At 64.6% G+C, this 23,888-nt stretch carries 23 protein-coding genes; 16 read left to right on the top strand and 7 right to left on the bottom strand.

What is annotated here, in order from left to right:
* Positions 1-4: 4 nt before the first annotated feature.
* The 6 genes from tig (at position 5) to AC25ND_RS01045 (ending at position 8,461) form a co-directional block, all read left to right on the top strand.
* Complete coding sequence (tig, locus tag AC25ND_RS01070) at positions 5-1,318, top strand: trigger factor (RefSeq protein ID WP_028692637.1); 1,314 nt, start codon at positions 5-7, stop codon at positions 1,316-1,318.
* 91 nt (positions 1,319-1,409) lie between these two features.
* On the top strand, positions 1,410-2,051 hold the full coding sequence (gene clpP / locus AC25ND_RS01065; RefSeq protein ID WP_043213484.1) for an ATP-dependent Clp endopeptidase proteolytic subunit ClpP: 642 nt from the start codon (positions 1,410-1,412) through the stop codon (positions 2,049-2,051).
* A gap of 108 nt (positions 2,052-2,159) precedes the next feature.
* Positions 2,160-3,443 carry an ATP-dependent Clp protease ATP-binding subunit ClpX gene (clpX, locus tag AC25ND_RS01060; RefSeq protein WP_028692635.1) on the top strand — a complete coding sequence of 428 codons (1,284 nt, stop codon included), beginning with the start codon at positions 2,160-2,162 and terminating at the stop codon, positions 3,441-3,443.
* Positions 3,444-3,598: 155 nt separating this feature from the next.
* On the top strand, positions 3,599-5,995 hold the full coding sequence (gene lon, locus AC25ND_RS01055) for an endopeptidase La (RefSeq protein WP_028692634.1): 2,397 nt from the start codon (positions 3,599-3,601) through the stop codon (positions 5,993-5,995).
* A 153-nt stretch (positions 5,996-6,148) separates the two neighbouring features.
* Positions 6,149-6,421, top strand: a complete 273-nt coding sequence (gene hupB / locus AC25ND_RS01050) for a nucleoid-associated protein HU-beta (RefSeq protein WP_011533117.1) — start codon at positions 6,149-6,151, stop codon at positions 6,419-6,421.
* Between the two features lie 180 nt (positions 6,422-6,601).
* The gene (locus AC25ND_RS01045; protein WP_062359508.1) at positions 6,602-8,461 is read left to right on the top strand and encodes a SurA N-terminal domain-containing protein; all 1,860 of its coding nucleotides are present in this window, start codon (positions 6,602-6,604) and stop codon (positions 8,459-8,461) included.
* 107 nt (positions 8,462-8,568) lie between these two features.
* Here the strand turns inward: AC25ND_RS01045 and AC25ND_RS01040 are convergent, their stop codons facing one another.
* Complete coding sequence (locus AC25ND_RS01040; RefSeq protein WP_028692632.1) at positions 8,569-9,609, bottom strand: patatin-like phospholipase family protein; 1,041 nt, start codon at positions 9,607-9,609, stop codon at positions 8,569-8,571.
* A 158-nt stretch (positions 9,610-9,767) separates the two neighbouring features.
* Here AC25ND_RS01040 and AC25ND_RS01035 point away from each other — a divergent pair, with 158 nt between their 5' ends.
* The 3 genes from AC25ND_RS01035 (at position 9,768) to AC25ND_RS01025 (ending at position 11,710) form a co-directional block, all read left to right on the top strand.
* Complete coding sequence (locus AC25ND_RS01035; RefSeq protein ID WP_028692631.1) at positions 9,768-10,046, top strand: hypothetical protein; 279 nt, start codon at positions 9,768-9,770, stop codon at positions 10,044-10,046.
* A gap of 14 nt (positions 10,047-10,060) precedes the next feature.
* The gene (locus tag AC25ND_RS01030) at positions 10,061-10,828 is read left to right on the top strand and encodes a CHAD domain-containing protein (protein ID WP_062359506.1); all 768 of its coding nucleotides are present in this window, start codon (positions 10,061-10,063) and stop codon (positions 10,826-10,828) included.
* 84 nt (positions 10,829-10,912) lie between these two features.
* Positions 10,913-11,710 (top strand): acyl-CoA thioesterase, encoded by a 798-nt coding sequence (locus AC25ND_RS01025; RefSeq protein WP_182323706.1) that lies wholly within the window; start codon positions 10,913-10,915, stop codon positions 11,708-11,710.
* A gap of 60 nt (positions 11,711-11,770) precedes the next feature.
* Here AC25ND_RS01025 and AC25ND_RS01020 read toward each other — a convergent pair whose 3' ends face one another.
* The 3 genes from AC25ND_RS01020 to AC25ND_RS01010 form a co-directional block, all read right to left on the bottom strand.
* Positions 11,771-12,139, bottom strand: coding sequence for an Mpo1-like protein (locus AC25ND_RS01020; RefSeq protein WP_028692628.1), 369 nt, complete (start codon positions 12,137-12,139; stop codon positions 11,771-11,773).
* Between the two features lie 91 nt (positions 12,140-12,230).
* Positions 12,231-13,709 (bottom strand): methyl-accepting chemotaxis protein, encoded by a 1,479-nt coding sequence (locus tag AC25ND_RS01015; RefSeq protein WP_028692627.1) that lies wholly within the window; start codon positions 13,707-13,709, stop codon positions 12,231-12,233.
* 86 nt (positions 13,710-13,795) lie between these two features.
* Positions 13,796-14,602 carry a TatD family hydrolase gene (locus AC25ND_RS01010; RefSeq protein ID WP_062359504.1) on the bottom strand — a complete coding sequence of 269 codons (807 nt, stop codon included), beginning with the start codon at positions 14,600-14,602 and terminating at the stop codon, positions 13,796-13,798.
* Between the two features lie 160 nt (positions 14,603-14,762).
* On the opposite strand from AC25ND_RS01010, the gene AC25ND_RS01005 reads away from it, so the two are divergent.
* The 4 genes from AC25ND_RS01005 to greB all read left to right on the top strand — a co-directional run bounded on the left by AC25ND_RS01005 (position 14,763) and on the right by greB (position 17,833).
* A complete protein-coding gene (locus AC25ND_RS01005) occupies positions 14,763-16,169 on the top strand; it encodes an MltF family protein (RefSeq protein ID WP_186595458.1) in 1,407 nt (468 codons plus the stop codon).
* Positions 16,170-16,280: 111 nt separating this feature from the next.
* Positions 16,281-16,715, top strand: coding sequence for a DoxX family protein (locus AC25ND_RS01000; RefSeq protein ID WP_062359501.1), 435 nt, complete (start codon positions 16,281-16,283; stop codon positions 16,713-16,715).
* A gap of 246 nt (positions 16,716-16,961) precedes the next feature.
* Positions 16,962-17,270 carry a hypothetical protein gene (locus AC25ND_RS00995; protein WP_028692623.1) on the top strand — a complete coding sequence of 103 codons (309 nt, stop codon included), beginning with the start codon at positions 16,962-16,964 and terminating at the stop codon, positions 17,268-17,270.
* Positions 17,271-17,359: 89 nt separating this feature from the next.
* Positions 17,360-17,833: a transcription elongation factor GreB gene (gene greB, locus AC25ND_RS00990; RefSeq protein ID WP_028692622.1), complete on the top strand. Its 474-nt coding sequence runs from the start codon at positions 17,360-17,362 to the stop codon at positions 17,831-17,833.
* Between the two features lie 192 nt (positions 17,834-18,025).
* Here greB and AC25ND_RS00985 read toward each other — a convergent pair whose 3' ends face one another.
* Positions 18,026-20,533, bottom strand: a complete 2,508-nt coding sequence (locus AC25ND_RS00985; protein ID WP_186595456.1) for an ABC transporter permease — start codon at positions 20,531-20,533, stop codon at positions 18,026-18,028.
* On the bottom strand, positions 20,533-21,216 hold the full coding sequence (locus AC25ND_RS00980; protein ID WP_028692620.1) for an ABC transporter ATP-binding protein: 684 nt from the start codon (positions 21,214-21,216) through the stop codon (positions 20,533-20,535). Before AC25ND_RS00980 ends, AC25ND_RS00985 begins: the two co-directional genes overlap by 1 nt.
* A 10-nt stretch (positions 21,217-21,226) precedes the next feature.
* On the opposite strand from AC25ND_RS00980, the gene AC25ND_RS00975 reads away from it, so the two are divergent.
* From AC25ND_RS00975 to AC25ND_RS00965, 3 genes are all read left to right on the top strand, one after another.
* Positions 21,227-21,832, top strand: a complete 606-nt coding sequence (locus AC25ND_RS00975) for an arylesterase (RefSeq protein WP_028692619.1) — start codon at positions 21,227-21,229, stop codon at positions 21,830-21,832.
* A gap of 58 nt (positions 21,833-21,890) precedes the next feature.
* The gene (locus AC25ND_RS00970) at positions 21,891-22,172 is read left to right on the top strand and encodes a hypothetical protein (RefSeq protein WP_028692618.1); all 282 of its coding nucleotides are present in this window, start codon (positions 21,891-21,893) and stop codon (positions 22,170-22,172) included.
* Positions 22,173-22,266: 94 nt separating this feature from the next.
* A complete protein-coding gene (locus AC25ND_RS00965) occupies positions 22,267-23,241 on the top strand; it encodes a L,D-transpeptidase family protein (protein WP_028692617.1) in 975 nt (324 codons plus the stop codon).
* 230 nt (positions 23,242-23,471) lie between these two features.
* On the opposite strand, the gene oprI is transcribed toward AC25ND_RS00965, so the two are convergent.
* Positions 23,472-23,723 (bottom strand): outer membrane lipoprotei OprI, encoded by a 252-nt coding sequence (oprI, locus tag AC25ND_RS00960; protein ID WP_003259780.1) that lies wholly within the window; start codon positions 23,721-23,723, stop codon positions 23,472-23,474.
* Positions 23,724-23,888 lie beyond the last annotated feature (165 nt).

Below are 23,888 nucleotides of genomic sequence, written 5' to 3'. Positions count from 1 at the left end.
ATCCATGCAAGTTTCTGTTGAAAACACTTCCGCTCTCGAGCGCCGCATGACCATCGCCGTTCCGGCCGAGCGCGTCGAGAACGAAGTCAACAAGCGTCTGCAGCAGACTGCCAAGCGCGCCAAGGTTGCCGGCTTCCGTCCGGGCAAGGTGCCGATGAGCGTGATCCGCCAGCGTTTCGAAGCCGATGCCCGTCAAGAGGCTTTCGGTGACCTGGTCCAGGCTTCCTTCTACGAAGCCATTGTCGAGCAGAAGCTGAACCCGGCTGGCGCCCCTGCCGTAGAGCCGAAATCGTTCGAGAAAGGCAAGGACCTCGAGTTCGTCGCCATCTTCGAAGTCTTCCCTGAATTCACCGTTGCCGGTTTCGAGTCGATCGCCGTCGAGCGCCTGAGCGCCGAAGTGGCTGACGCCGACCTGGACAACATGCTGGAAGTCCTGCGCAAGCAGAACACCCGTTTCGAGGCCGTCGAGCGCGCTGCTGCCAACGATGACCAGGTCAACATCGATTTCGTTGGCAAGATCGACGGCGAAGCCTTCGCCGGCGGTTCGGCCAAGGGCACCCAGCTGGTGCTGGGTTCCGGCCGCATGATCCCGGGCTTCGAAGAAGGCCTGGTTGGCGCCAAGGCCGGTGAAGAGCGCGTGGTCAGCGTGACCTTCCCAGAGGACTACCAGAACCTGGATCTGGCCGGCAAGGCCGCCGAGTTCACCATCACTGTCAACAGCGTTTCCGCCCCTGTGCTGCCTGAGCTGAACGAAGCCTTCTTCGCCCAGTTCGGCATCAAGGAATCGACCCTGGAAGGTTTCCGCGCCGAAGTTCGCAAGAACATGGAGCGTGAACTGCGCCAGGCCATCAAGGCCAAGGTCAAGAACCAGGTCATGGACGGTCTGCTGGCCGCCAACCCGGTCGACGTGCCTAAGGCCCTGCTGGAAAACGAAGTCAATCGTCTGCGCGTGCAGGCCGTCCAGCAGTTCGGTGGTAACATCAAGCCTGACCAACTGCCAGCCGAACTGTTCGAAGAGCAAGCCAAGCGCCGTGTCGTGCTGGGCCTGATCGTCGCCGAAGTGGTCAAGCAGTTCGACCTGAAGCCGGACGAAGCCAAGGTTCGCGAAGTCATCGAAGAGATGGCCTCGGCCTACCAGGAGCCTGAGCAGGTCATCGCCTGGTACTACAAGAACGACCAGCAACTGAACGAAGTCCGTTCGGTTGTGCTGGAAGAGCAAGTTGTAGATACTGTCCTGCAGAAAGCGACTGTGACTGACAAATCGGTCTCGTACGAAGAAGCCGTCAAGCCAGCACAGGCTGCTGCCGACGCTGAGTAACAGGCTACTCTCGTAGGAAACCCCCACAAGCCAGCCTTCGCGCTGGCTTGTGCGTATTCAAGCCATGACTATTTGGGAGTGAGTGCAGGACATGTCCCGCAATTCTTATATTCAGCAGAGCTCTGACATCCAGGCCGCAGGCGGCCTGGTCCCGATGGTTATCGAGCAGTCCGCCCGTGGCGAACGCGCCTACGACATCTATTCGCGCCTCCTGAAGGAGCGCGTGATCTTCCTGGTTGGCCCCGTAGAAGACTACATGGCCAACCTGGTGGTGGCGCAGCTGCTGTTCCTTGAGGCGGAAAACCCGGACAAGGATATCCATCTCTATATCAACTCCCCGGGCGGCTCGGTAACTGCCGGCATGTCGATCTACGACACCATGCAGTTCATCAAGCCGGATGTCTCGACCATCTGCATCGGCCAGGCCTGCAGCATGGGTGCTTTCCTGCTCGCGGCCGGTGCCGCCGGCAAGCGCCACTGCCTGCCCAACTCGCGCGTAATGATTCACCAGCCGTTGGGCGGCTTCCAGGGCCAGGCGACCGACATCGAGATCCACGCCCAGGAAATCCTCAACATCAAGGCGCGCCTGAACGAGTTGCTGGCCCATCACACCGGTCAGGACCTCGAGACCATCAAGCGCGACACCGAGCGCGATAACTTCATGAGCGCCGCGCGCGCGGCCGAGTACGGCCTGATCGACTCGGTCTACGACAAGCGGCAACTGGCATCCTGAAGCAATGCGCCAGAGCGTTCGGGCGCGGATTGCGCCCGAGCGCGGACTTGAAAAAGCCAGCGATTGCCTTCATCTTGTGTTTCAAGCCTACCGGATTGGATCGATCGAATGACTGACACCCGTAACGGCGAGGACAACGGCAAATTGCTCTACTGCTCCTTCTGCGGCAAAAGCCAGCATGAAGTGCGTAAATTGATTGCCGGCCCCTCGGTATTTATCTGCGACGAGTGCGTCGACCTGTGCAATGACATCATCCGTGAGGAGGTGCAGGAAGCCCAGGCCGAGAGCAACGCGCACAAGTTACCCTCGCCGAAAGAAATCAGCGGCATCCTGGACCAGTACGTGATTGGTCAGGAGCGCGCGAAAAAGGTCCTGGCAGTAGCGGTGTATAACCACTACAAGCGCCTGAACCAGCGTGACAAGAAAGGCGACGAAGTCGAACTGGGCAAAAGCAACATTCTGCTGATCGGGCCGACCGGCTCGGGCAAGACGCTGCTCGCCGAGACGCTCGCGCGCCTGTTGAACGTGCCGTTCACCATTGCCGACGCCACCACCCTGACTGAAGCTGGTTATGTCGGTGAGGACGTCGAGAACATCATTCAGAAGCTGCTGCAGAAGTGCGACTACGATGTGGAAAAGGCCCAGATGGGCATTGTCTACATCGACGAGATCGACAAGATCTCGCGCAAGTCGGACAACCCGTCCATCACCCGTGACGTTTCGGGCGAGGGCGTGCAGCAGGCGCTGCTGAAGCTGATCGAAGGCACCGTGGCCTCCGTGCCGCCGCAAGGGGGCCGCAAGCACCCGCAACAGGAGTTCCTGCAGGTCGATACCCGCAATATCCTGTTCATCTGCGGAGGCGCCTTCTCGGGCCTGGAAAAGGTCATCCAGAACCGCTCGACCAAAGGCGGCATCGGCTTCAGTGCCGAAGTACGCAGCAAGGAAGAGGGCAAGAAGGTCGGTGAGTCGCTGCGTGAGGTCGAGCCGGACGATCTGGTCAAGTTCGGCCTGATTCCGGAGTTCGTCGGCCGCCTGCCGGTGCTCGCGACCCTGGACGAGCTGGACGAGGCTGCGCTGATGCAGATCCTCACCGAGCCGAAGAACGCGCTGACCAAACAGTACGCCAAGTTGTTCGAGATGGAAGACGTCGACCTCGAGTTCCGCAGCGATGCACTCAAGGCCGTCGCGCGCAAGGCACTGGAGCGCAAAACCGGCGCCCGTGGCCTGCGTTCGATCCTCGAAGGCGTGCTGCTCGACACCATGTACGAGATCCCTTCGCAGAAGGATGTCAGCAAGGTGGTGATCGACGAAAGCGTCATCGAAGGCTCGTCGCAGCCGCTGCTCATCTACGAGAACAGCGAGCCGCAGGCCAAGGCCGCCCCCGACGCCTGATCGGGCAAGGGGCAGCACGCACGAAGGGGCCTTTTTGGCCCCTTTTTGCATTTCATGGCCTGGGCGCTTGTAATTTGCCAGGCCTGCCCCCACATTAGCCCCAAGCACAATTTCCAACGGTTTCCGGCCACCAAGGCCGCTGTAGAGGCGAAATCATGAAGACCACCCTCGACTTGCCTCTTTTGCCATTGCGCGACGTCGTCGTCTATCCGCACATGGTCATCCCACTGTTCGTGGGGCGTGAGAAGTCCATCGAAGCCCTCGAGGCGGCGATGACGGGCGAGAAGCAGATCCTCCTGCTGGCCCAGAAGAATCCGGCTGACGATGATCCGGGCGAAGACGCCCTGTATCGCGTCGGCACCGTCGCCACCGTGCTGCAACTGCTCAAACTGCCCGATGGCACCGTCAAGGTGCTGGTCGAGGGTGAACAGCGCGGCGCCGTGGAACGTTTCAACGAAGTCGACGGCCATATCCGCGCCGAAGTCAGCCTGATCGACGAAACCGAGACCGCCGAGCGCGAGTCCGAAGTGTTCGTGCGGACCTTGCTGTCGCAGTTCGAGCAGTACGTGCAGTTGGGCAAGAAGGTCCCGGCCGAAGTGCTGTCCTCGCTCAACAGCATCGAGGAGCCAGGCCGCCTGGTCGACACCATGGCCGCGCACATGGCGCTGAAGATCGAGCAGAAGCAGGAGATCCTCGAGATCGTCGACCTGCAGGCCCGCGTGGAACACGTGCTGGCGCTGCTGGACGCCGAGATCGACCTGCTGCAGGTCGAGAAGCGTATCCGTGGCCGGGTGAAGAAGCAGATGGAGCGCAGCCAGCGCGAGTACTACCTGAATGAGCAGATGAAGGCCATTCAGAAAGAGCTCGGCGATGGCGACGAAGGCCACAACGAAGTCGAGGAACTGAAAAAGCGCATCGACGCCGCCGGCCTGCCGAAAGACGCCCTGGCCAAGGCCCAGGCCGAGCTGAACAAGCTCAAGCAGATGTCGCCGATGTCGGCCGAGGCCACCGTGGTGCGTTCGTACCTCGACTGGCTGGTACAGGTGCCGTGGAAGGCCCAGAGCAAGGTACGCCTGGATTTGGCCAAGGCCGAAGAGATCCTCGATGCCGACCATTATGGCCTGGAAGAGGTCAAGGAGCGCATTCTCGAGTACCTCGCCGTACAGAAACGCGTCAAGAAAATCCGCGGTCCGGTGCTGTGCCTGGTCGGTCCGCCCGGCGTGGGCAAGACCTCGCTGGCCGAATCGATCGCCGCCGCCACCAACCGCAAGTTCGTGCGCATGGCCCTGGGCGGCGTGCGTGACGAGGCCGAGATCCGTGGCCACCGCCGCACCTACATCGGCTCGATGCCCGGTCGTCTGATTCAGAAAATGACCAAGGTCGGTGTACGCAATCCGCTGTTCCTGCTCGACGAAATCGACAAGATGGGTAGCGACATGCGCGGCGATCCGGCCTCGGCGTTGCTGGAAGTGCTTGACCCCGAGCAGAACCACAACTTCAACGATCACTACCTGGAAGTCGACTACGACCTCTCGGATGTGATGTTCCTGTGCACCTCGAACTCGATGAACATCCCGCCGGCGCTGCTCGACCGCATGGAAGTCATCCGCTTGCCGGGTTACACCGAGGACGAGAAGATCAACATCGCGGTCAAGTACCTGGTGCCCAAGCAGGTCAAGGCCAACGGCCTGAAGAAGGACGAGCTGGAGGTCGAGGTATCGGCCATCCGCGACATCATTCGTTACTACACCCGCGAAGCTGGCGTGCGTGGCCTGGAGCGCCAGATCGCCAAGGTTTGCCGCAAGGTGGTCAAGGAGCACACCGGGGCCAAACAGGTGAAGGTGAAGGTCAGCGGCGAGCAGCTCGAGCAACTGCTGGGCGTGCGCAAGTTCCGTTATGGCCTGGCCGAGCAGCAGGACCAGATCGGCCAGGTCACCGGTCTTGCCTGGACCCAGGTGGGCGGTGAACTGCTGACCATCGAGGCCGTGGTGATCCCGGGCAAGGGCCAACTGATCAAGACCGGCTCGCTCGGCGACGTCATGGTCGAGTCGATCACCGCCGCGCAGACGGTGGTGCGCAGCCGCGCCAAGAGTCTGGGAATCGCTGCAGATTTCCACGAGAAGCGCGACGTTCACATCCATATGCCCGAAGGCGCCACGCCCAAGGACGGCCCGAGTGCCGGTATCGGCATGTGTACCGCGCTGGTGTCGGCCCTGACCCAGATCCCGGTGCGCGCCGATGTGGCGATGACCGGTGAGATCACTCTGCGCGGCCAAGTCCTGGCCATCGGTGGCCTCAAGGAAAAGCTGCTGGCGGCACACCGCGGTGGGATCAAGACGGTGATCATTCCCGAGGAGAATGTTCGCGACTTGAAGGAGATTCCGGAAAATATCAAACAGGATCTTCAGATCAAACCGGTCAAATGGATTGACGAAGTCCTCCAAATTGCGCTGCAATACGCCCCGGAGCCCTTGCCAGATGTGGCTCCGGAGATTGTCGCGAAAGATGAGAAGCGCGACGGCGATGCTAAGGAAAGAATCAGCACGCACTAGTACGTATTTCGCTGGGGGGCGTTGGTTGACAGTATTTTCCGGCCCTTGCTATAAAACGGCACGCCAGTGTCAACAGGCCACCCAGCGCTCGTTTCATAAGCTTTTCATTACATACTTAGAAACAAACTCAATAGAGAAATAAGGGGACTTAGAGTGAACAAGTCGGAACTGATTGACGCTATCGCCGCATCTGCTGACATCCCGAAAGCTGTAGCCGGCCGTGCGCTGGACGCAGTCATCGAATCCGTCACCGGCGCCCTGAAGCAAGGTGACGATGTGGTACTGGTAGGTTTCGGTACCTTCTCGGTCAAGGAGCGCGCCGAGCGCACCGGCCGTAACCCGCAAACCGGCAAGGCGATCAAGATCGCTGCCGCCAAGGTTCCAGGCTTCAAGGCTGGCAAGGGCCTGAAAGACGCCGTCAACTAAGTCGTCTTTCAGCCGGCCCGGGCATCGTCAGGGCCGACCGCGTGACGGCGGGTCGCAAACGTTCCCGCTGGCACGCTCGCTTCGAAAAGGCGCATCCACTGGATGCGCCTTTCTTCTATCAGGATTCTACCCACGCTCCGCGGTTGTCGACGCAGTGGTACAGCCGTTTCTGGGGGACGCATGCTGCAGAATATCAGGGACAATTCACAAGGTTGGATTGCCAAGACCATCATCGGCCTTATCGTCGTGTTGATGGCGTTGACCGGCTTCGAGGCCATTTTCCAGGCCGCCAGCCATAGCCAGGACGCCGCCAAGGTGAACGGCCAGACCATCAGCCAGAACGAGCTGAGTCAGGCCGTGGACATGCAGCGCCGCCAGCTGATGCAACAGCTGGGCAAGGATTTCGACCCTGCGCTGCTGGACGAGAAGATGCTGCGCGAAGCCGCGCTCAAGGGGCTGATCGATCGCAAGCTGCTGTTGCAGGGTGCCGAAGACGCCAAGTTCGCTTTTTCCGAGGCTGCGCTGGATCAGCTGATCCTGCAGACGCCTGAATTCCAGGTCGATGGCAAGTTCAGCGCCGAGCGCTTTGACTCGGTCATCCGCCAGATGGGTTACGGCCGCATGCAGTTCCGCGAGATGCTCGCCCAGGAAATGCTGATCGGCCAGCTGCGCACCGGCCTTGCCGGTAGCAGCTTCGTCACCGACAAGCAGGTCGAGGCCTTCGCCCGCCTCGAGAAGCAGACCCGTGATTTCGCTTCGCAGACCTTCAAGGCCGACCCGGCCGCAGTCAAGGTGAGCGATGAGGAGGTCAAGGCGCACTACGACCAGCACGCCAAGGAATTCATGACCCCGGACCAGGTGGTCATCGACTACCTTGAGCTGAAGAAGTCGGCTTTCTTTGACCAGGTCAAGGTCGATGACGGCGAGCTCAAGGCCCTGTATGAGAAGGAGATCGCCAACCTTGGCGAGCAGCGCCATGCCGCGCACATCCTGATCGAGGTCAACGACAAGACCGACGATGCCAAGGCCAAGGCCCGTATCGAAGAGATACAGCAGCGCCTGGACAAGGGTGAGGACTTCGCCAAGCTGGCCAAGGAATTCTCCCAGGACCCGGGTTCGGCCAATACCGGTGGCGACCTCGGCTTCGCCGGCCCCGGCGTGTACGACCCGGCCTTCGAGGACGCGCTGTACAAGCTGAACAAGGACCAGGTGTCCGCACCCGTGCGCACCGAGTTCGGCTACCACCTGATCAAGCTGTTGGGTGTGCAGGCGCCGGACGTGCCGAGCTTCGCCAGCCTGAAGGACAAGCTGACCCACGAGCTGAAGACCCAGCAGGTGGAGCAGCGCTTCGTCGAGGCCACCAAGCAGCTCGAGGATACCGCCTTCGAAGCCTCCGACCTGGCCCAGCCGGCCCAGGACCTGGGCCTGAAGGTACACACCTCGGCAGCCTTCGGTCGCGAGGGTGGTGAAGGCATCACCGCCAACCGTGCGGTGATCCAGGCCGCGTTCAGCGAGCAGGTGCTGGAAGAGGGCGCCAACAGCAACGCCATCGAGCTGGATCCGGAGACCGTGGTGGTACTGCGCGTCAAGGAGCATCGCAAGCCTGAGCAACTGCCGCTGGAGGCCGTGGCCAAGAACATCAGCCAGCACCTGGCCAAGGAGAAGGCGATTGCCGAGCTCAAGACCAAGGCTGACAAGCTGATCGCCGGCCTGCGCGAGGGTTCGACCAAGGCCGAAGGTCAGGGTTGGAAGGTCCACGAAGCGGTCACCCGTGGCCAGGACGGTATCGACCCGGCCGAGCTGCAGGCGGTGTTCCGTCTCGGCAAGCCTGCGTCCAAGGACAAGCCGGTCTACGGCAGCGTGGTCCTGGGCGACGGCAGCCTGGTGGTCCTGCAGCTCAAGGGCGTCAACGAGGGCGCCGCCGCCACCGACGAAGAGAAGGCGCAGATCCGTCGCTACCTCGCGTCGCGTGCCGGTTCGCAGGACTTCGCGGCCTATCGCAAGCTGCTTGAGGGCAGTGCCGACATCACGCGCTACTGAGTGGCGCGCTGATCACGAAACAGGCCGCGTATGCGGCCTGTTTCGTTTCCGATGATCAAGACCTTCGCATATCTCCCTCAGGGACTGCACGCGGCCTGAAGAGAGACCTATCGCTGAACCCCCTCATGATTGTCCAGTGTATCCCGGGCAATCTCCCGCCCCAGGGCGATCAGCTCCGGTGCCTTGTAGAACTCGAAGAACCGGCACACGCGCTTGGGCACGTTGATCAGCACATCCGGCGGATAGCCGGCGATCTTGTATTGCGCCAGTGACGTCTGCATCACCTCGAAACTCTGGTTGATCAGGTCGAGCAGGGAGGCAGGGCCGACGTTGTCGACGATGAACGACCCGGTGGCCGACTTCGGCGCTCCCTCGCTCTGCGGCGCAGCCGCCGGCTGCTGGCCCTCGGGGGCGGCGCTGTCCGCGAGCCACGGATTGGGACTGGCCAGTCCCTCGGCAGTGATTTCCTGCTCCAGGCGAATCAGTTGTTCGGCCGGCTTGCGGCGAAACGGCAGGCGCGAGCCGAGCGAACTGATCAAGGCATCGAAGCGCATCTTGAACGCCGCCGGGCGCTCGATCACCGGCAACTGGTACTGCTTCTGGTTGGTGGCGTTGAGGTTGACGGCGATGATCAGGTCGCAGTGGCTGGACACCACCGGCACGATCGGCAGCGGGTTGAGGATGCCGCCATCGACCAGCATGCGGTTGCCTTGCACCACGGGGGTGAACAGGCTGGGAATGGCCGCCGAGGCGCGCATGGCCTGGTGCAGGCAGCCCTCCTGGAACCAGATCTCCTGCTGGTTGGTGAGGTCGGTGGCGACCGCCGTGTAGGGGATGCGCAACTGCTCGATGTTGATCTCGCCGACGATCTTGCGGATCTGACCGAACACCTTGTCGCCGCGGATCGCTCCCAGGCGGAAGCTGACGTCCACCAGGCGCAGCACGTCGAGGTAGTCCAGGCTCTCGATCCAACTGCGGTATTCGTCGAGCTTGCCGGCGGCGTAGATGCCACCGATTACAGCGCCCATCGAGCAGCCGGCGATGCACCCGATCTCGTAGCCGCGCCGTTCGATTTCCTCGATCACGCCGATGTGCGCGTACCCTCGGGCGCCACCGGAGCCCAGCACCAATGCCACGCGTTTGCCCATGACTTTTCCCCCTGTGGCTGTGCCACCATGGTCCAACAATGCACCCATTGCCACCTGTGCTTCAATGTAGCCCGTGCTGGGCTACGCTGAGCAGGGCACTTTTCGTTTGCTTTGCCGTCGAACGGCCACCTTAGTTTTTCACCCTCGAGGTATTACCGATGAAAGCCTGGATCACCCTTCCTCTGATTGCCCTGGCCTTGGTCGGCTGCGCGGGCAAGACGGCCTATCGTGACAGTTGCGCGACCCAGCTCGATGCCGCCTGGAAGGAACTGGACCTGGCCAAGGCCGAAGGCTTTGCCGGTACCGTGAGTTATTCCAAGGCGCTGTCGCTGTTGACCGGCGCCAAGACCCAGCAGCAGTTCGAAGGCTTCGAAGGCTGTACCCACAAGGCCGAGAAGGCCCGTTTCTACATTCGTGAATCCCGCGCCGGGCGTTGACCGAGGAGCTGCCCATGTCCGCCATGCTCGATCATGTGGTCGGCCAGGTTCTGGCGCTGCAGGTGCGCCTGCTGGCCTGCCGCGAACGCCTGGCCGCCGACACCGACCGCGAGGCGTTGCACGACCTGCGCATCACCTTGCGGCGTCTGCGCAGCCTGCTGCGGCCGTTGCGTGGCTTGCCGGGCGTCGAACAGCTCGAGCAGGCGGCTGGGGCGCTGGGTACGCTGACCACGCCGCTGCGTGACCGCGAGGTGCTGGCGGCGCAACTGATCGGCCGTGGGCGTGCGCAGGCAGGCCAGCGTCGCCAGGAGGGCAGGGCGCGCACCTATGCCAGTGTCGCGGCCAGTGCCCAGCTCAATCGCGTGCTGGCGATTCTCGATGCGTTCCCGATGTTCCTGCGTGCCGCCGGCCGTGAGGGGTTGGCGCAGAAGCTGGGGCAGCGCATCGACAAGCGCCTGCACAAGCAATGGCACAAGCTGCAGGTGGCCCTGTCGGACCCTGGCCACGACCGCCACCGCCTGCGCCTGCTGATCAAGCGGGTGCGCTATGGCGACCAGGCCTACCCGCAACTCGAACACGCCGGCAGCAAGCTGCAGCGCCTGCTCAAGTCGGCCCAGGGTGACCTGGGTGACTGGCACGACCGCGTACAGTGGTTGCTGCAGGTGCGCGAGCACAGCGACCTGCTCGGCTGCAAGGTGGCCTGGGAGCATGAGCTGCATGCTGCCGAGGCGCGTTCCGACCTCACCCTCGAAGCGCTGCAAAAGGCTCTGGCGCACCGTTAGTCCCGGCAAATGACCGATATGCGGGCTGTGGCTGGCGTGATCGCTGGTTACTATCGGTTCTTTTTTGCGCAGGAGCCCTGGCATATGAACTTCACAGAATTGCTGACTGCCGCCCGCACACACCCCGAGGCGATCAGCGTACCCGCCGGCTGGGCCCAGGGACGCGCGGTGTTCGGCGGCCTGATGGCGGCAATGGTGCACGAAGCGATGCGCCAGAAGCTGGGCGAAGACCGCCCGGTGCGTTCGCTGGCCATCACCTTCGTCGGCCCGGCGGCGCCGGATATGCCAATCAGCCTGGAGGTGGAGGTGCTGCGCGAGGGCAAAGCGGTCAGCACCTTGCTGGGGCGCGCCGTGCAGGATGGCCAGGTGGTGACCCTGGTGCAGGGCAGCTTCGGTGCTGGTCGCCCTTCGGTGGTGGCGGTCGACGCGCCTGCCGCGATGCCGATGAAGCCGCTGCAGGAGGCGGCGCCGGAGTTGCCCTTTATCAAGGGCATTACACCGGCGTTCATGCAGCATGTGGCGTTTCGCTGGGCGGTGGGCGGCCTGCCGTTCAGTGGCAACGACTCGCGCCATATGGGGGGCTGGGTACGCCTGCGCGATGTCGCCGAGGAGCCGGTCGGGGTGGCGCACCTGCTGGCATTGGTCGATGCCTGGCCGCCCAGTCTGCTTCCCTATCTCAAGCAGCCCGCCGCCGGCAGCACGCTGACCTGGACCATCGAGTTCGTGCAGCCCACGCCGCAGCTGTCAACCCTCGACTGGTGCCGCTATGTGGTCGAGACCGAGTATGCCCGTGATGGCTATGGCCATGCGGCCGCGGCATTGTGGACGTCTGAAGGGGAGTTGCTGGCGTTGAGCCGGCAGACGGTGACTGTGTTCGCCTGAGCCATCTTCATCAAGCCAATCGCCGGGCAAGCCCGCTCCCACGCCGGGTGATGTTTTCAGTCAGTGGCGGTGCTTGTGGCGCTCGCGCCAGGCCCGCCACCAGGCACCACTCAGCACGAAGCGCGGGAAGGTGATGAACTGCTCGGTGAGCAGGCGTTGTACGGCATCCTTGCGGTCGGTGAACGGCTCGGGTTGCTCGGCTTCCAGGCGGTGCCCCTGGCGTTGCAGGCCCAGCCCGGCCACCAGGGCGATGATACCCACGGCGATCTGCGACAGGTCCAGTCCAAACAGCCCCGACAACACCAGCAGCGCGCCCAGGATGAACAGCGGCACGGCGATCAGGTGCAGCACCAGATTGGCGGGGTGGCGATGGTTGTGGTGGTAGCCGCGCCATTGCCAGGCGGGCAGATTGGGCAGTCGTTTGCTCATGGACAGATCCTCTGGGGCTTGTCCAAAGCTTAGTGCGGCCCCCGGGCGGGGGCCAATCGAGGCTGGCTATGGTGGCCATAGCCGGCGCCGGTCACAGCTTGAGCTGGCCGATCGCCTTGTTCAGCTCGCCGGCGAGGGTCGCCAGCTCACTGCTGGTGGTGGCCGAGCCGACGGTCTGCTGCACGGTCTCCTCGGTCACGTCGCGGATACTGACCACGGCGCGGTTCATCTCCTCGGCCACCTGGCTCTGCTGCTCGGCGGCCACGGCGATCTGGGTGTTGCTTTCGCGCATCTGTGCCACGGCGCTGGTGATCTCGGCCAGGGCCTCGCCGGCCTCGCGGGCCTGCTTGACGCAATCGTCGGCCTTGAATGAGCTTTCCTGCATGAAATCCACCGCGTCGCGGGTGCCGGCCTGCAGGTCGGCGACCATGGTGGTGATCTCGTCGGTGGAGGTCTGCACGCGCTTGGCCAGGTTGCGCACCTCGTCGGCGACCACGGCAAAGCCCCGGCCCAGGTCACCGGCCCGGGCCGCCTCGATGGCGGCGTTGAGGGCGAGCAGGTTGGTCTGTTCGGCGATGCTGTGGATGACGCCGACCACGCCATTGATCTTCTGGCTGTCGTCGGCCAGTTGGCGGATCATCTCGGCGGTCTGCTGCACACCGCTGGAGAGCCCGGCAATCGAGTCCTGCACGCGGCTGACCACGGCCTGGCCGCTGCCGGCCAGGGTGTCGGCGGTCTGCGACAGGTCGCGGGTGGCGCCGGCATGCTGGGCGATATGGTGGACGGTGGCGGTCATTTCGTTGATGGCGGTGGCGGCCTGGTCGGTCTCGCTCTGCTGGCCGATCATGCCGTGGCGCACTTCATCCATGCTGCCGGCCAGGCGCGCGGCGCCGGAGTCCAACTGCGCGGCGGTGCGCGCCACGGTGCTGACCACGCGGTGGTAGGTGGTCTGCATGGCGTTGAACGCGCCGGCCATCTGCCCGACTTCGTCGCCGCAGGCCAGGGGCACCCGGGCCGAGAGGTCGCCGGTCTTCTCCACGTGCAGCATCACATCCTTGAGGGTGTTGAGCTGGCTGAGCAGGAAACGGATCAACAACTGTGAAGCGCAGAGCATCGCCAGCATCAGGATCAGCACGCACACGGCGTAGTTGCTGAACCGATCGAAATAGACCTGGCGCAGGCTCGGCGACTGGGCGATTACCGCGAGCTGCTGGTCGCCCCGGCGCAGCACCTGGGCGCCACGCAGCGGGTTGTCGCCGAGGATCCAGGCACCGGACAGTTCGACCCAGCCCTGGCCATCGCGCAGGGCCTCGAGGGGTTCGCCGGCGAACTGCGGCGTTTGCCCATTGCGCCAGGTGATCAGGTTGGCCTGGGTGGGCAGGGCCTGCCCGGCGGGCCATGCCGCCAGCAGTTCGGCCTGGGCCTGGGCTTGCGCCTGGGCGCCGGTGGCGCGGGCCTGTTGCTCCAGGTACACCGCGTAGAGCACCAGCAGCAGGGTGGTGACGAAGGCCACGGCATTGACGGCCCAGAACTTGTATTTGAGGGAAACGTTGCTAAGCCAGGCACCCATGGTAGGTCTTCTCTGAGTTGGCGGAAACATTATTGGCAAGGTGCCATCATTGTGCCCGCCAACGCCAGGGGCCTTGTTGATATGCGTCAAGAAACCTCAGGCAGACCAAAGAACGCGCGGGCGCAGGCGCTGGTGTGGGCGGCGGTGTGCGCTGCGGTTTCATGGCGATGCAGGGCCACCTCGCGCAGCACCTCGGGCAGGAAGGCCGGCTCGTTGCGGCCGTTCTTCGGCTTGGGCCGCAGGCTGCGGGGCAGCAGGTAGGGCGCATCGCTTTCGAGCATCAGGCGACCCTCGGGGATGTTGCCGACCAGGGGATGCAGGTGGGTGCCGCGGCGCTCGTCGCAGATCCAGCCGGTGATGCCGATGTGCAGGTCCTGGTCGAGGTAGGCGAACAGCGCCTGGCGCTCGCCGGTGAAGCAGTGCACCACGGCGGCGGGCAACTGGTCGCGGTAGTCCTTGAGGATTGCCAGCAGGCGCTCGCTGGCCTCACGCTCGTGGAGGAACACCGGCAGGCGCAGCTCGACCGCCAGCGCCAACTGCGCTTCCAGGGCCTTTTCCTGGGCCGGGCGTGGGGAGAAGTCGCGATTGAAGTCCAGGCCGCATTCGCCCACGGCCACCACCCGTGGCTGGGCGAGCAGTTCGCGCAGCTGGCGTTCGCTGCCGCTGTTCCAGTGGCTGGCGTCGTGAGGGTGCACGCCGGCGGTGCTGAACAGGCGCTGGCCGGGTTCGTCCAGGTGCTGGCACAGTTTCAGGGCCTCGGCGCTGACCTCCAGGCTGGTGCCGGTAAGGACCATCTGTGCCACGCCGGCCTCCACGGCGCGCTCGACGATGGCGGCCTGCTGGTCGTGGAAACTGCTGTTGGTCAGGTTGACGCCGATATCGATCAGTTGCATGGTGCTACCTCGTGCCGCGGGGGCGGCCAGCATAGCAAAAACCGGGATATCGAGAAAAAACCAAGAACTTCAAACGTTTGCCGTGGTCTGTTGCGGTCATTTGTCACGGATCGATCACAGCACCATGGTGCCCGCCAACCGCTCTCGGACCCTTTTCCCCATGTTGCGAACCTTTTTGACGTGCCTGTTGCTGTCCGGGCTGCTGGCCGCCGGGCAGGTCGCTGCCGGCGAAGCCGGGCCGCAGCAGCATGTGCCGGCCAGCCAGGTGCGCGACCTGGCGCAGATCCGCTCGAGCAAGGTGCTGCGGGTGCTGGTCAACCAGAGCCGCAACAGCTCCGGCGAGGTCAAGGGCGAGCCGGTAGGCGTCGAGTACTATCGCCTGCGCGCCCTGGAACACGCCCTCAATGCCCGGGTCGCCGACGGCCAGGAAATCACCCTGAAGATCATCCCCCGCGCCAAGGAGCAGCTGCTTGCGGCTTTGCAACGCGGCGAGGGTGATCTCGCCGCCCCCGGCGAGCTGCTCGACCCGAGCGTGGTGCGCGGAGTCGGCGTCAGCGCCCCGGTGGTCGACCAGGTGCCGCTGCAACTGGTCGGGCGCAAGGGCGAGCGCGGCTACAGCCGCCCCGAGCAGCTGTCCGGGCGTACCGTCGCCCTGACCACCGCCAGTGCCGCGGGCGCGGCGATCCAGGCGATCAACCAGCGGCTGGCCTTGCGCAAGCGGGCACCGATCAAGGTGGAGTGGGTCGACCCGACGCTGGCGGTGGAGGATGTGCTGGAAATGGTCCAGGCCGGTATCTACCCGCTGACAGTAGTTGAGCGGCCGATCGCCCAGCGCTGGGCGCGGGTGATGCCGCGTCTGCGGGTGGACAGCAAGCTGCAGTTGGCCCAGCCCCAGGCCATGCGCTGGTATGTGCGCCAGGATGCGCCGATGCTGCAGGCGGCGGTGGATCGTTTCCTCGCCACCTATCGCGCGCCGGACAACCAGGACGCGGCCTTCGAGCGCATCTACCGGCGCCAGTACAGGGTGCACAACCCGCTGGCCCGCGGGGACCGCCAGCGTCTGGAGTCGGTGCGCTCGGTGCTGCAGAAGCACGGTGGCGACCAACAGTTCGACTGGCTCAACCTGGCCGCCCTGGCGTTCAAGGAGTCGACCCTCGATCCCAAGGCGCGCGGCACCGGTGGCGCCCACGGGCTGATGCAGATCACCCCGTCGGCGGCCCAGCAGGTGGGAGTGAGCAACACCGCCACGGTGGACGGCAATGTCCAGGCCAGCGCCCGTTACCTGGCGCTGATCCGCCGCAAGTTCTTCGCCAGCCCCCAGCTCAACGAGCGTGAGCGCATGGCGTTTATCCTGGCCGCCTACAACCTCGGGCCGGAGCGGGTCCAGGCCATGCGTGCCGAGGCCCGGCGGCGTGGGCTCAATGGCAACCAGTGGTTCTTCCAGACCGAACGCATCGCCATGGAGCAGGTGGGCATGGGGCCGGTGAACTTCGTCAATAGCGTCAACAAGTACTTCCTCGCGTTCAACCGCGAGCGGGCTTCCCTGGAGCGTGTGGCGAAGCGCTAGATAAATCCAATAATTCGATAGAATTTACGTGATTATTGCGATTTTCTTATTCGATGATTTGATTAAGATGGCGCTCATCCAACACACACCTGCTCAAACAAGGAAGCAAACATGAACAACTCCCTCAAAGCCCTGTTCACTACCCGCGCCGGTTATGGCCTAAGCGTCGTGCGTATCCTGGTAGGGGTCATCTTCATGGCCCACGGCGCGCAGAAACTGTTCGGCCTGTTCGGCGGCTACGGCCTGGAAGGCACCGGCCAGTGGATGGAAAGCATCGGCCTGACCCCGGGCTACCTGATGGCCTTGCTGTCCGGCAGCGCCGAGTTCTTCGGCGGCCTGGCCCTGGTGGTCGGCCTGCTGGCCCGCCCGGCGGCGCTGGCGCTGAGCGTGACCCTGGTGGTGGCGATCTTCTCGGTGCATATCGGCAACGGGCTGTTCATGTCCAACAACGGTTATGAGTTCGCCCTGGCGCTGATGGCCGGTACCGTGGCGGTGCTGATCGAGGGCGCGGGCCGGCTGTCGCTGGACCGTCTGATCGCACGCTGATCGGCAATCGCGGGGCCAGGCCAATCCCACGAAGCGTGTGGGAGTGGGCTGGCCCCGCGATTGCTTTTGCACAAGCGCTTGTAACTTCAAGCGTCAGCCTCTAGCATACCGATTGCGCCGATTTAAACAGCTACTTGCGGGGCGCAGGAGAGGCCCCGACGGGTCATCCGAAATACCGCTAAAGCGCTGGTTCGGTGACGCCTCCCACCGCTGCCCAGCGGGAACAGCGAGGCGGAGAGAGACTCCATGAGTTGCCCACGTACCAGTGTCTGCTTGACCCCCCTGGCCAAGAACCAGGCTTCCCGTACCCCGCGCATCCTGCTCGGCGGCCAGCATCAACCCACGCTTTTGCGCAATCTCGATGGCTTTTCCCGACGCAAGGGCCAGGCCTGTGCCTTCCTTATCCAGTTCTCCGACAGCTGTGAACAGCTCGACCAGTACGGCAACGACCGCTTCGACCTGGCCGTGATCCAGGCGCCTGAGGCCGAAGTGGCCGCCGAGGTTATCGGCCAGCTCACCCGCATTGCCCGCCAGGGCCTGATTACCCGCCGTTGAGCGGCGTGTCGCGTCCAGCCGTTTTTCGCTAAGCTCGGTCTCCCGGTGGGCGCCTGTCGTCCGCCGCGGATGCACTGAGGAGACAGTCGTTGAGCACCAACATCATCACCATCGAAGGCCATGCAGCGCTGAAGCAGGAGCTTGATCACCTGTGGCGGGTCTATCGCCCGGAGATCACCCAGAAGGTCACCTGGGCGGCCTCGCTGGGCGATCGCAGCGAGAACGCCGACTACCAGTACAACAAGAAGCTGCTGCGCGAGATCGACCGCCGCGTGCGCTACCTGCGCAAGCGCCTGGAAGACGTCAAGGTCGTCGAGTACTCGCCCCAGCAGGAAGGCAAGGTGTTCTTCGGTGCCTGGGTGGAAATCGAGAACGATGACGGCGAGCAGCTGCGTTTTCGCATCGTCGGCTATGACGAGATCCACGGGCGCAACGACTACATCTCCATCGACTCGCCCATGGCCCGGGCCTTGCTCAAGAAGGAGGAGGGCGACGAGGTGGTGGTGCACACGCCCACCGGTGAGGCGACCTGGTATGTGAACAGCATCCGCTACAACCTCTAGCTGGCGCAGAACTCAAGGCCATACTCGATCCCTGTAGGAGCGGCCTTGTGTCGCGAAAGGGCCGCATAGCGGCCCCGGGATATCAGCATCAAGGCAACGATTGCTGGGGCCGCTGCGCGGCCCTTTCGCGACACAAGGCCGCTCCTACAGGGAAAAGCGCAAACCCTCGATCATTCGCAATGCTTCATTTCTTCACCCCTCGCGCAACACCGCCAACGGACTGGCATTGAGCGCGCGACGTGTACCGATCACCCCGGCTCCGCCCACCAGCACCGCCCCGGCCAGCGGCAGCGCCAGCAGCCACGGATGGGGTGCCCAGTGCAGGTCGAAGGCATAGCGGTACAGCGCCCAGGTGATCAGCTCGCAACCCAGTGCCGCGAGCACGCCGCTTGCCGCTCCGAGCAGGCCGAACTCGATGCGCCTAGCCTTGACCAGCAGCTGGCGCGCCGCCCCCAGCGCCCGCAGCAGGGCGCCCTGGCGGATGCGCTCGTCGAGGGTTGCCTGCAGGCCGGCGAACAGCACCGCCAGCCCAGCCGCCAGCACGAACAGCAGCACGTACTCCACCGCCAGGGTGACCTGGGCGAGGATGCTGCGCAGTTGCGCCAGCAACGCGTCGACCTGCAGCACGGTCACCGCCGGGAACGCGCGGGACAGCGCGACGATCTCCTGGTCGTGGCCCGGTGCCAGATAGAAGCTGGTGAGGTAGGTGGTGGGCAGGCCTTGTAGCGTTCCTGGCTGGAAGATCATGTAGAAGTTGGGCTGGAAACTGTCCCAGTGCACGCTGCGCAGGCTGCTGACCCGGGCCTGGCGCTGCTGGCCGCCGATATCGAATGTCAGCAGGTCACCCAGTTGCAGGTGCAGGCTCTGCGCCAGTTCCGCCTCCACGGAAACCCCAGGCACGTCATCGCTGGCGGGCGCCTGTTGCCACCATTGGCCCGCGCTCAGGGCGTTGCCCTGGGGCAGCTCGGCGGCCCAGGTCAGGCTGAGGTCGCGCTGGATGGCGCGCTCGCCGGTGGAGTCCTTGCTGACCAGCTGGCGCACCGGCTGCTCGTTGATATGTGTCAGGCGGCCAGGGATCACCGGGTACAGCGGCGCGGCGGTGGCGTTGATCTGGGCCAGGCGCTCGGCGAACGGCTGGCGCTCGTCGGGCAGGATGTTCAGGGCGAAATGATTGGGTGCGTCCTTGGGCAACTGCGCCTGCCAGGTGTCGAGCAGTTCCGCCCGCAGCAGGGCGACCAGGCCCATTGCCAGGAGGATCAGGCCGAAGGCCAGGGCCTGGCCGGCGGCGGCCAGCGGGTGACGCAGCAACTGGCCAAGCCCCAGCCGCCAGGCCAGCGGCGCGCCGGCCAGCAACCGGCGCAGGCTGCGCAGGCCGAGCAACAGCAATCCACCCAGCAGCAAGGCGGCGATCAGCCCCCCGCCGAGCAGGGCGAAGGTCAGCAGCAGGTCCAGGCTCAGGCGCCACATGATCAGGCCCAGGGCGAACAGGGCGGCGCCGTACACCAACCAGCTGCTCGGTGGCAGCGGCAGCAGGTCGCGGCGCAGCACTCGCAGCGGCGGCACGCGACCCAGGGCTGCCAGTGGCGGCAACGCAAAGCCGGCCAGGGCTACCAATCCGGTGCCGATGCCGGCCAGCGCCGGGGTGAGGCCACCGGGCGGCACCTGGCTGGGCAACAGGCCCTCGAGCAGACGGAACAGCCCAAGCTGCGCCAGCCAGCCGAGCAGGGCGCCGGCCAGCGCGGCGACAACGCCGAGCATGGCCAGTTGCAGGCTGTAGAGGCCGAGGGCCTGGTGGCGGGACAACCCCAGGCAACGCAGCAGGGCGCTGGCGTCCAGGCGCCGCGCGGCGTAGCGGCTGGCCGACAGGGCCACGGCGACGCCGGCCAGCAGCACCGCAACCAGGCTCGCCATGTTCAGGTAGCGCTCGGCTTTGCCTAGGGCGCCGCCGATCTGCCGGTTGCCGTCGCGGGTATCGAGCAGGCGTTGGTTGGCGGCAAGGCTTTTTTCCGCCGTCTGCCGGTACTGCTGCAGGGCATCAATATCGCCGCGCCACAGGTCGCGGTAGCTGACCCGGCTACCGGGCTGGATCACCCCCGTGGCGTCGAGGTCGGCGAGGTTCATCAGCACCCGTGGCGTCAGGCTGTAGAAATTGTTGGCGCGGTCGGGCTCGTAGGTCAGTACGCGGCTCATGCGCAGCGTCTTCATGCCCACGTCGATGCTGTCGCCGATGGCCAGGCCCAGCGCCGCGAGCAGGCGCGGCTCGACCCAGGCCTCGCCCGGCGCGGGGCCGCCGCCAAGCGTTTCCTCGGCGTAGGGCGCTGCCGCGCTGCGCAGTTGGCCGCGCAGGGGATAGGCGGGGTCGGCGGCCTTGATGCTGGACAGCTGGATGCCGCTGTCGCCGCCGACCACGCTGGTGAATTCCACTACCCGCGCATGGCCCAGGCCCAGCGCCGTGCCTTCGGCGATCTGCTGCGCGCTGGGCGGGGCGCTGCCCTGCAGGACCAGGTCGGCGCCGAGGAACTCGCTGGCGCGCAGTTGCATGGCACCGTTGAGGCGGGCGCCGAAGTAGCCGATGGCGGTACTCGCCGCCACCGCCACCAGCAAGGCGAAGAACAGCACGCGCACTTCGCTGGCGCGGGCATCGCGCAGCAACTGGCGCAGGGCCAGGACACACAGTCGCGGGAACGATAGGCGAGTCATCAAGGCTCCAGGGGCGCGACCAGGCGACCGGCATCCAGGCGGATCAGGCGGCGGCAGCGCTTGGCCAGGCGTTCGTCGTGGGTCACCAGCACCAGGGTGGTGCCGCGCTCCTGGTTCAGTTCGAACAACAGGTCGCTGATGCGCTCGCCGGTGTGGCTGTCGAGGTTGCCGGTGGGCTCGTCGGCGAACAGCACGGCCGGTTGCGCGGCGAAGGCGCGGGCGATCGCCACCCGCTGCTGCTCGCCGCCGGAGAGCTGGCGCGGGGTGTGGCTCAGGCGTTTGCCCAGGCCGACCCGTTCGAGCAGACCGCGGGCGTGCTCGCGGGCATCGCGGCGACCGTCGAGCTCCAGCGGCAGCATGACGTTCTCCAGGGCATTGAGGCTGTCGAGCAACTGGAACGACTGGAACACGAAACCCACGTGCTCGGCGCGCACCCGGGCGCGCTGGTCCTCGTCGAGGGGGCCGAGATCGTGGCCGGCGAGGATCACCTTGCCGGCGCTGGGGCGGTCGAGCCCGGCGAGCAGGCCCAACAGCGTGGACTTGCCGGAGCCGGAGGCACCGACGATGGCCAGGCTGTCGCCCTGGGCGAGATCGAGGGAGAGGGCGTGGAGGATGGTCAGGTCGCCTTCCGCGCTGGGGACCACTTTGCTAAGGTTCTGCGCAACGAGAATGCTGGGGCCCATGGAGAATCCGATGCGAATGTGGTGGTTGAGTGCCGGCCTGGCCCTGTGTTGCCTGGCCCAGGGCGCGGCGGCGGGAACGCTGCTTGTCGTCGGCGATAGTATCAGCGCCGGTTTTGGCCTGGATACCCGCCAGGGGTGGGTCAGCCTGCTGCAACAGCAGCTGAAGAAGGAGGGTTTCGACGATCAGGTGGTCAATGCCTCGATCAGCGGCGACACCAGCGCAGGTGGCCAGGCGCGGCTGCCGGCGCTGCTTGCGGCGCACAAGCCGGACCTGGTGGTGCTGGAGCTTGGAGGCAACGACGGCCTGCGCGGGCAATCGCCGCAACAATTGCAACAGAATCTTGCCGCGATGATCGACCAGTCCCGCCAGGCCGGTGCCAAGGTGGTGCTGTTGGGCATGCGCCTGCCGCCGAACTACGGCGTGCGCTACACCACGGCGTTCGCCCAGGTCTATGAGCAGCTGGCCGCCGATAAAAAGGTACCGCTGGTGCCGTTCTTCCTCGATGGCGTGGGCGGGGTGCCGGAGTTGATGCAGGCCGATGGCATCCACCCGGCGGCGGCCGCCCAGCAGCGCCTGCTGGAAAATGCCTGGCCGACGATAAAACCCTTGCTGTGACGCTTTTATCGGGGGCCGCTTTCGGCTAATGTTGCGCCCCCCGTTTCGAGTGCCCCCGATGCCGCGCCCCGCCTGGTCCCTGTACGCCTACCAACTGATCGAGCCTGATGAGCAGCTCGACCTGTTTGCCTGCCAGGAAGTGCGCATCCACCTGGCCGCCCGCCAGCTCGAACTGGGCGTGCCGGTCGACCGTACCTTGTGCGGTGGCCTGCTGCCAGCGCAGCCGCGCTGGTCGGGGGTGGAGCGCGCGATCTACCGCGACGAGCGCCTGTGCCCGCTGTGCCGGGCGATCCTCGATGCCCAGCGGCGCGGCATGCGCCCGGTATGGCCGGAACTCTGAGCGCCTTTCATCATCTGAAACGCATGCGCCTCCCGCTCGTTTCGGCGCGGGTGTACAATCGTTTTCTTGACTGATCTTTCGAAGGATTTCCCGGATGTTGCCGCGCTTTCCCGCCGTCACTCGTAGCCTGACCCTGGCCGCCATGCTGGCGACAGGCCCCGCTGTTGCGCTGGAACTGCCGTTGCCACCTCCCGGTGAAGACGTCGTCGGCCAGGTTCATACCATCAAGGCCAAGTACGAGGACACCTTCGCCGACATCGGCACCGCCAATGACCTCGGCTACCTCGAGATGATCGCCGCCAACCCGGGCGTCGACCCTTGGCTGCCAGGCGCCGGCACCGAGATCGTCCTGCCGACCCGCTACATCTTGCCGCCAGGCCCGCGTGAGGGCATTGTCATCAACCTGGCCGAGTACCGCCTGTACTACTACCCGAAAGGGCAGAACGTGGTGCACACCTTCCCGCTGGGCATCGGTCGCGAGGGCTGGGGTTCGCCGATCGCCAATACCAAGATCACCGCCAAGACGCCGAACCCGACCTGGACGCCGCCGGCCTCGATCCGCGCCGAGCATGCCGCCGATGGCGACATCTTGCCGGCCGTGGTCCCGGCCGGGCCGGACAACCCCCTGGGCCCATTCAAGTTCACCCTGGGGGTACCGGGTTACCTGATCCATGGCTCGAACAAGAAGTTCGGCATCGGCATGCGTACCAGTCACGGCTGCTTCCGCATGCTCAACAACAACGTGCTGACCTTGTCGAAGATGGTCCCTGTGGGCACGCCGGTGCGCATCATCAACGAGCCCTACAAGTTTGGCATCAGCGCCGGCAAGGTCTACCTCGAGGCGCACACGCCGCTGGACGATCACGGCAACCCGTCGGTGGTCGACAAGCATACTGCGGTCATCAACGCCTTGCTCAAGCGTGAAGACCTGGCCAACAACTTGCGCATGAACTGGGACATGGTTCGCGATGTGGTGGCGGCCGAAGACGGCATGCCAGTCGAAATTGCCGTGCCGGTCAATGGCTCGAGTGCGCCGATGGTGTCGAGCATTCCGCCAGAATTGCAGTAAGCGATTGCCCGCTGGCAACTAGCGGTGCACTTTGGGGCCGCCCGGCGGCCCATCGCTGGACACGCCCGCTCCTGCAGGTACGGCGAACGCCATGCCTTTGGGTGCAGGGTTGTTCCGCGATGGGTCGCAAGGCGGCCCCAGTTGTTTGGCCGGCATCGTCTGCTTTTCTCCCAGGCAATAAAAAAGCCGACCCACAAGTGGGTCGGCTCCATAACAATCCGTGAGGATTATTACTTGCGGCTGGCTTTGTCCAGCATACGCAGAGCGCGCTCGTTGGCTTCGTCAGCGGTCTGCTGAGCCTTCTGAGCAGCTGCCAGAGCGTCGTCAGCTTTGCGGTAGGCTTCGTCTGCACGAGCCTGGGCGCGAGCTGCTGCGTCTTCGGTAGCAGTCAGGCGAGCTTCGGTTTCTTTGGATACGCTGCTGCAACCGGTAGCCAGAACTGCGGCCAGAGCCAGAGCAGAGAATTTCAGAACGTTGTTCATCGTGTTCCCCTTCAAGGACTTTCTATTAAATAGCCATCTCTCGGAAAAGAGAAACTGGCCGGCGTACATAGTACCCATTACTTGTAGTAAGTAAACTGACTGAGCGCAAGAACTGCAAAAAAAATGCTCTGGGCGGCCCCGGCGACGGGGTTTGTAAACAAAGTG

The sequence above is a fragment of the Pseudomonas sp. P110(2024) genome, from assembly GCF_057480795.1.
Note: the sequence above shows the minus strand (reverse complement) of the source record. Positions and strands in the feature narration are given on the sequence as shown.

What these genes read in the sequence shown, in the direction of transcription:
- tig (WP_028692637.1), top strand. Translation starts at nt 5, where the DNA reads ATGCAAGTTTCTGTTGAAAACACTTCCGCTCTCGAGCGCCGCATGACC.
- clpP (WP_043213484.1), top strand. Translation starts at nt 1,410, where the DNA reads ATGTCCCGCAATTCTTATATTCAGCAGAGCTCTGACATCCAGGCCGCA.
- clpX (WP_028692635.1), top strand. Translation starts at nt 2,160, where the DNA reads ATGACTGACACCCGTAACGGCGAGGACAACGGCAAATTGCTCTACTGC.
- lon (WP_028692634.1), top strand. Translation starts at nt 3,599, where the DNA reads ATGAAGACCACCCTCGACTTGCCTCTTTTGCCATTGCGCGACGTCGTC.
- AC25ND_RS01045 (WP_062359508.1), top strand. Translation starts at nt 6,602, where the DNA reads ATGCTGCAGAATATCAGGGACAATTCACAAGGTTGGATTGCCAAGACC.
- AC25ND_RS01040 (WP_028692632.1), bottom strand. Translation starts at nt 9,609, where the DNA reads ATGGGCAAACGCGTGGCATTGGTGCTGGGCTCCGGTGGCGCCCGAGGG.
- AC25ND_RS01035 (WP_028692631.1), top strand. Translation starts at nt 9,768, where the DNA reads ATGAAAGCCTGGATCACCCTTCCTCTGATTGCCCTGGCCTTGGTCGGC.
- AC25ND_RS01030 (WP_062359506.1), top strand. Translation starts at nt 10,061, where the DNA reads ATGTCCGCCATGCTCGATCATGTGGTCGGCCAGGTTCTGGCGCTGCAG.
- AC25ND_RS01025 (WP_182323706.1), top strand. Translation starts at nt 10,913, where the DNA reads ATGAACTTCACAGAATTGCTGACTGCCGCCCGCACACACCCCGAGGCG.
- AC25ND_RS01020 (WP_028692628.1), bottom strand. Translation starts at nt 12,139, where the DNA reads ATGAGCAAACGACTGCCCAATCTGCCCGCCTGGCAATGGCGCGGCTAC.
- AC25ND_RS01015 (WP_028692627.1), bottom strand. Translation starts at nt 13,709, where the DNA reads ATGGGTGCCTGGCTTAGCAACGTTTCCCTCAAATACAAGTTCTGGGCC.
- AC25ND_RS01010 (WP_062359504.1), bottom strand. Translation starts at nt 14,602, where the DNA reads ATGCAACTGATCGATATCGGCGTCAACCTGACCAACAGCAGTTTCCAC.
- AC25ND_RS01005 (WP_186595458.1), top strand. Translation starts at nt 14,763, where the DNA reads ATGTTGCGAACCTTTTTGACGTGCCTGTTGCTGTCCGGGCTGCTGGCC.
- AC25ND_RS01000 (WP_062359501.1), top strand. Translation starts at nt 16,281, where the DNA reads ATGAACAACTCCCTCAAAGCCCTGTTCACTACCCGCGCCGGTTATGGC.
- AC25ND_RS00995 (WP_028692623.1), top strand. Translation starts at nt 16,962, where the DNA reads ATGAGTTGCCCACGTACCAGTGTCTGCTTGACCCCCCTGGCCAAGAAC.
- AC25ND_RS00985 (WP_186595456.1), bottom strand. Translation starts at nt 20,533, where the DNA reads ATGACTCGCCTATCGTTCCCGCGACTGTGTGTCCTGGCCCTGCGCCAG.
- AC25ND_RS00980 (WP_028692620.1), bottom strand. Translation starts at nt 21,216, where the DNA reads ATGGGCCCCAGCATTCTCGTTGCGCAGAACCTTAGCAAAGTGGTCCCC.
- AC25ND_RS00975 (WP_028692619.1), top strand. Translation starts at nt 21,227, where the DNA reads ATGCGAATGTGGTGGTTGAGTGCCGGCCTGGCCCTGTGTTGCCTGGCC.
- AC25ND_RS00970 (WP_028692618.1), top strand. Translation starts at nt 21,891, where the DNA reads ATGCCGCGCCCCGCCTGGTCCCTGTACGCCTACCAACTGATCGAGCCT.
- AC25ND_RS00965 (WP_028692617.1), top strand. Translation starts at nt 22,267, where the DNA reads ATGTTGCCGCGCTTTCCCGCCGTCACTCGTAGCCTGACCCTGGCCGCC.
- oprI (WP_003259780.1), bottom strand. Translation starts at nt 23,723, where the DNA reads ATGAACAACGTTCTGAAATTCTCTGCTCTGGCTCTGGCCGCAGTTCTG.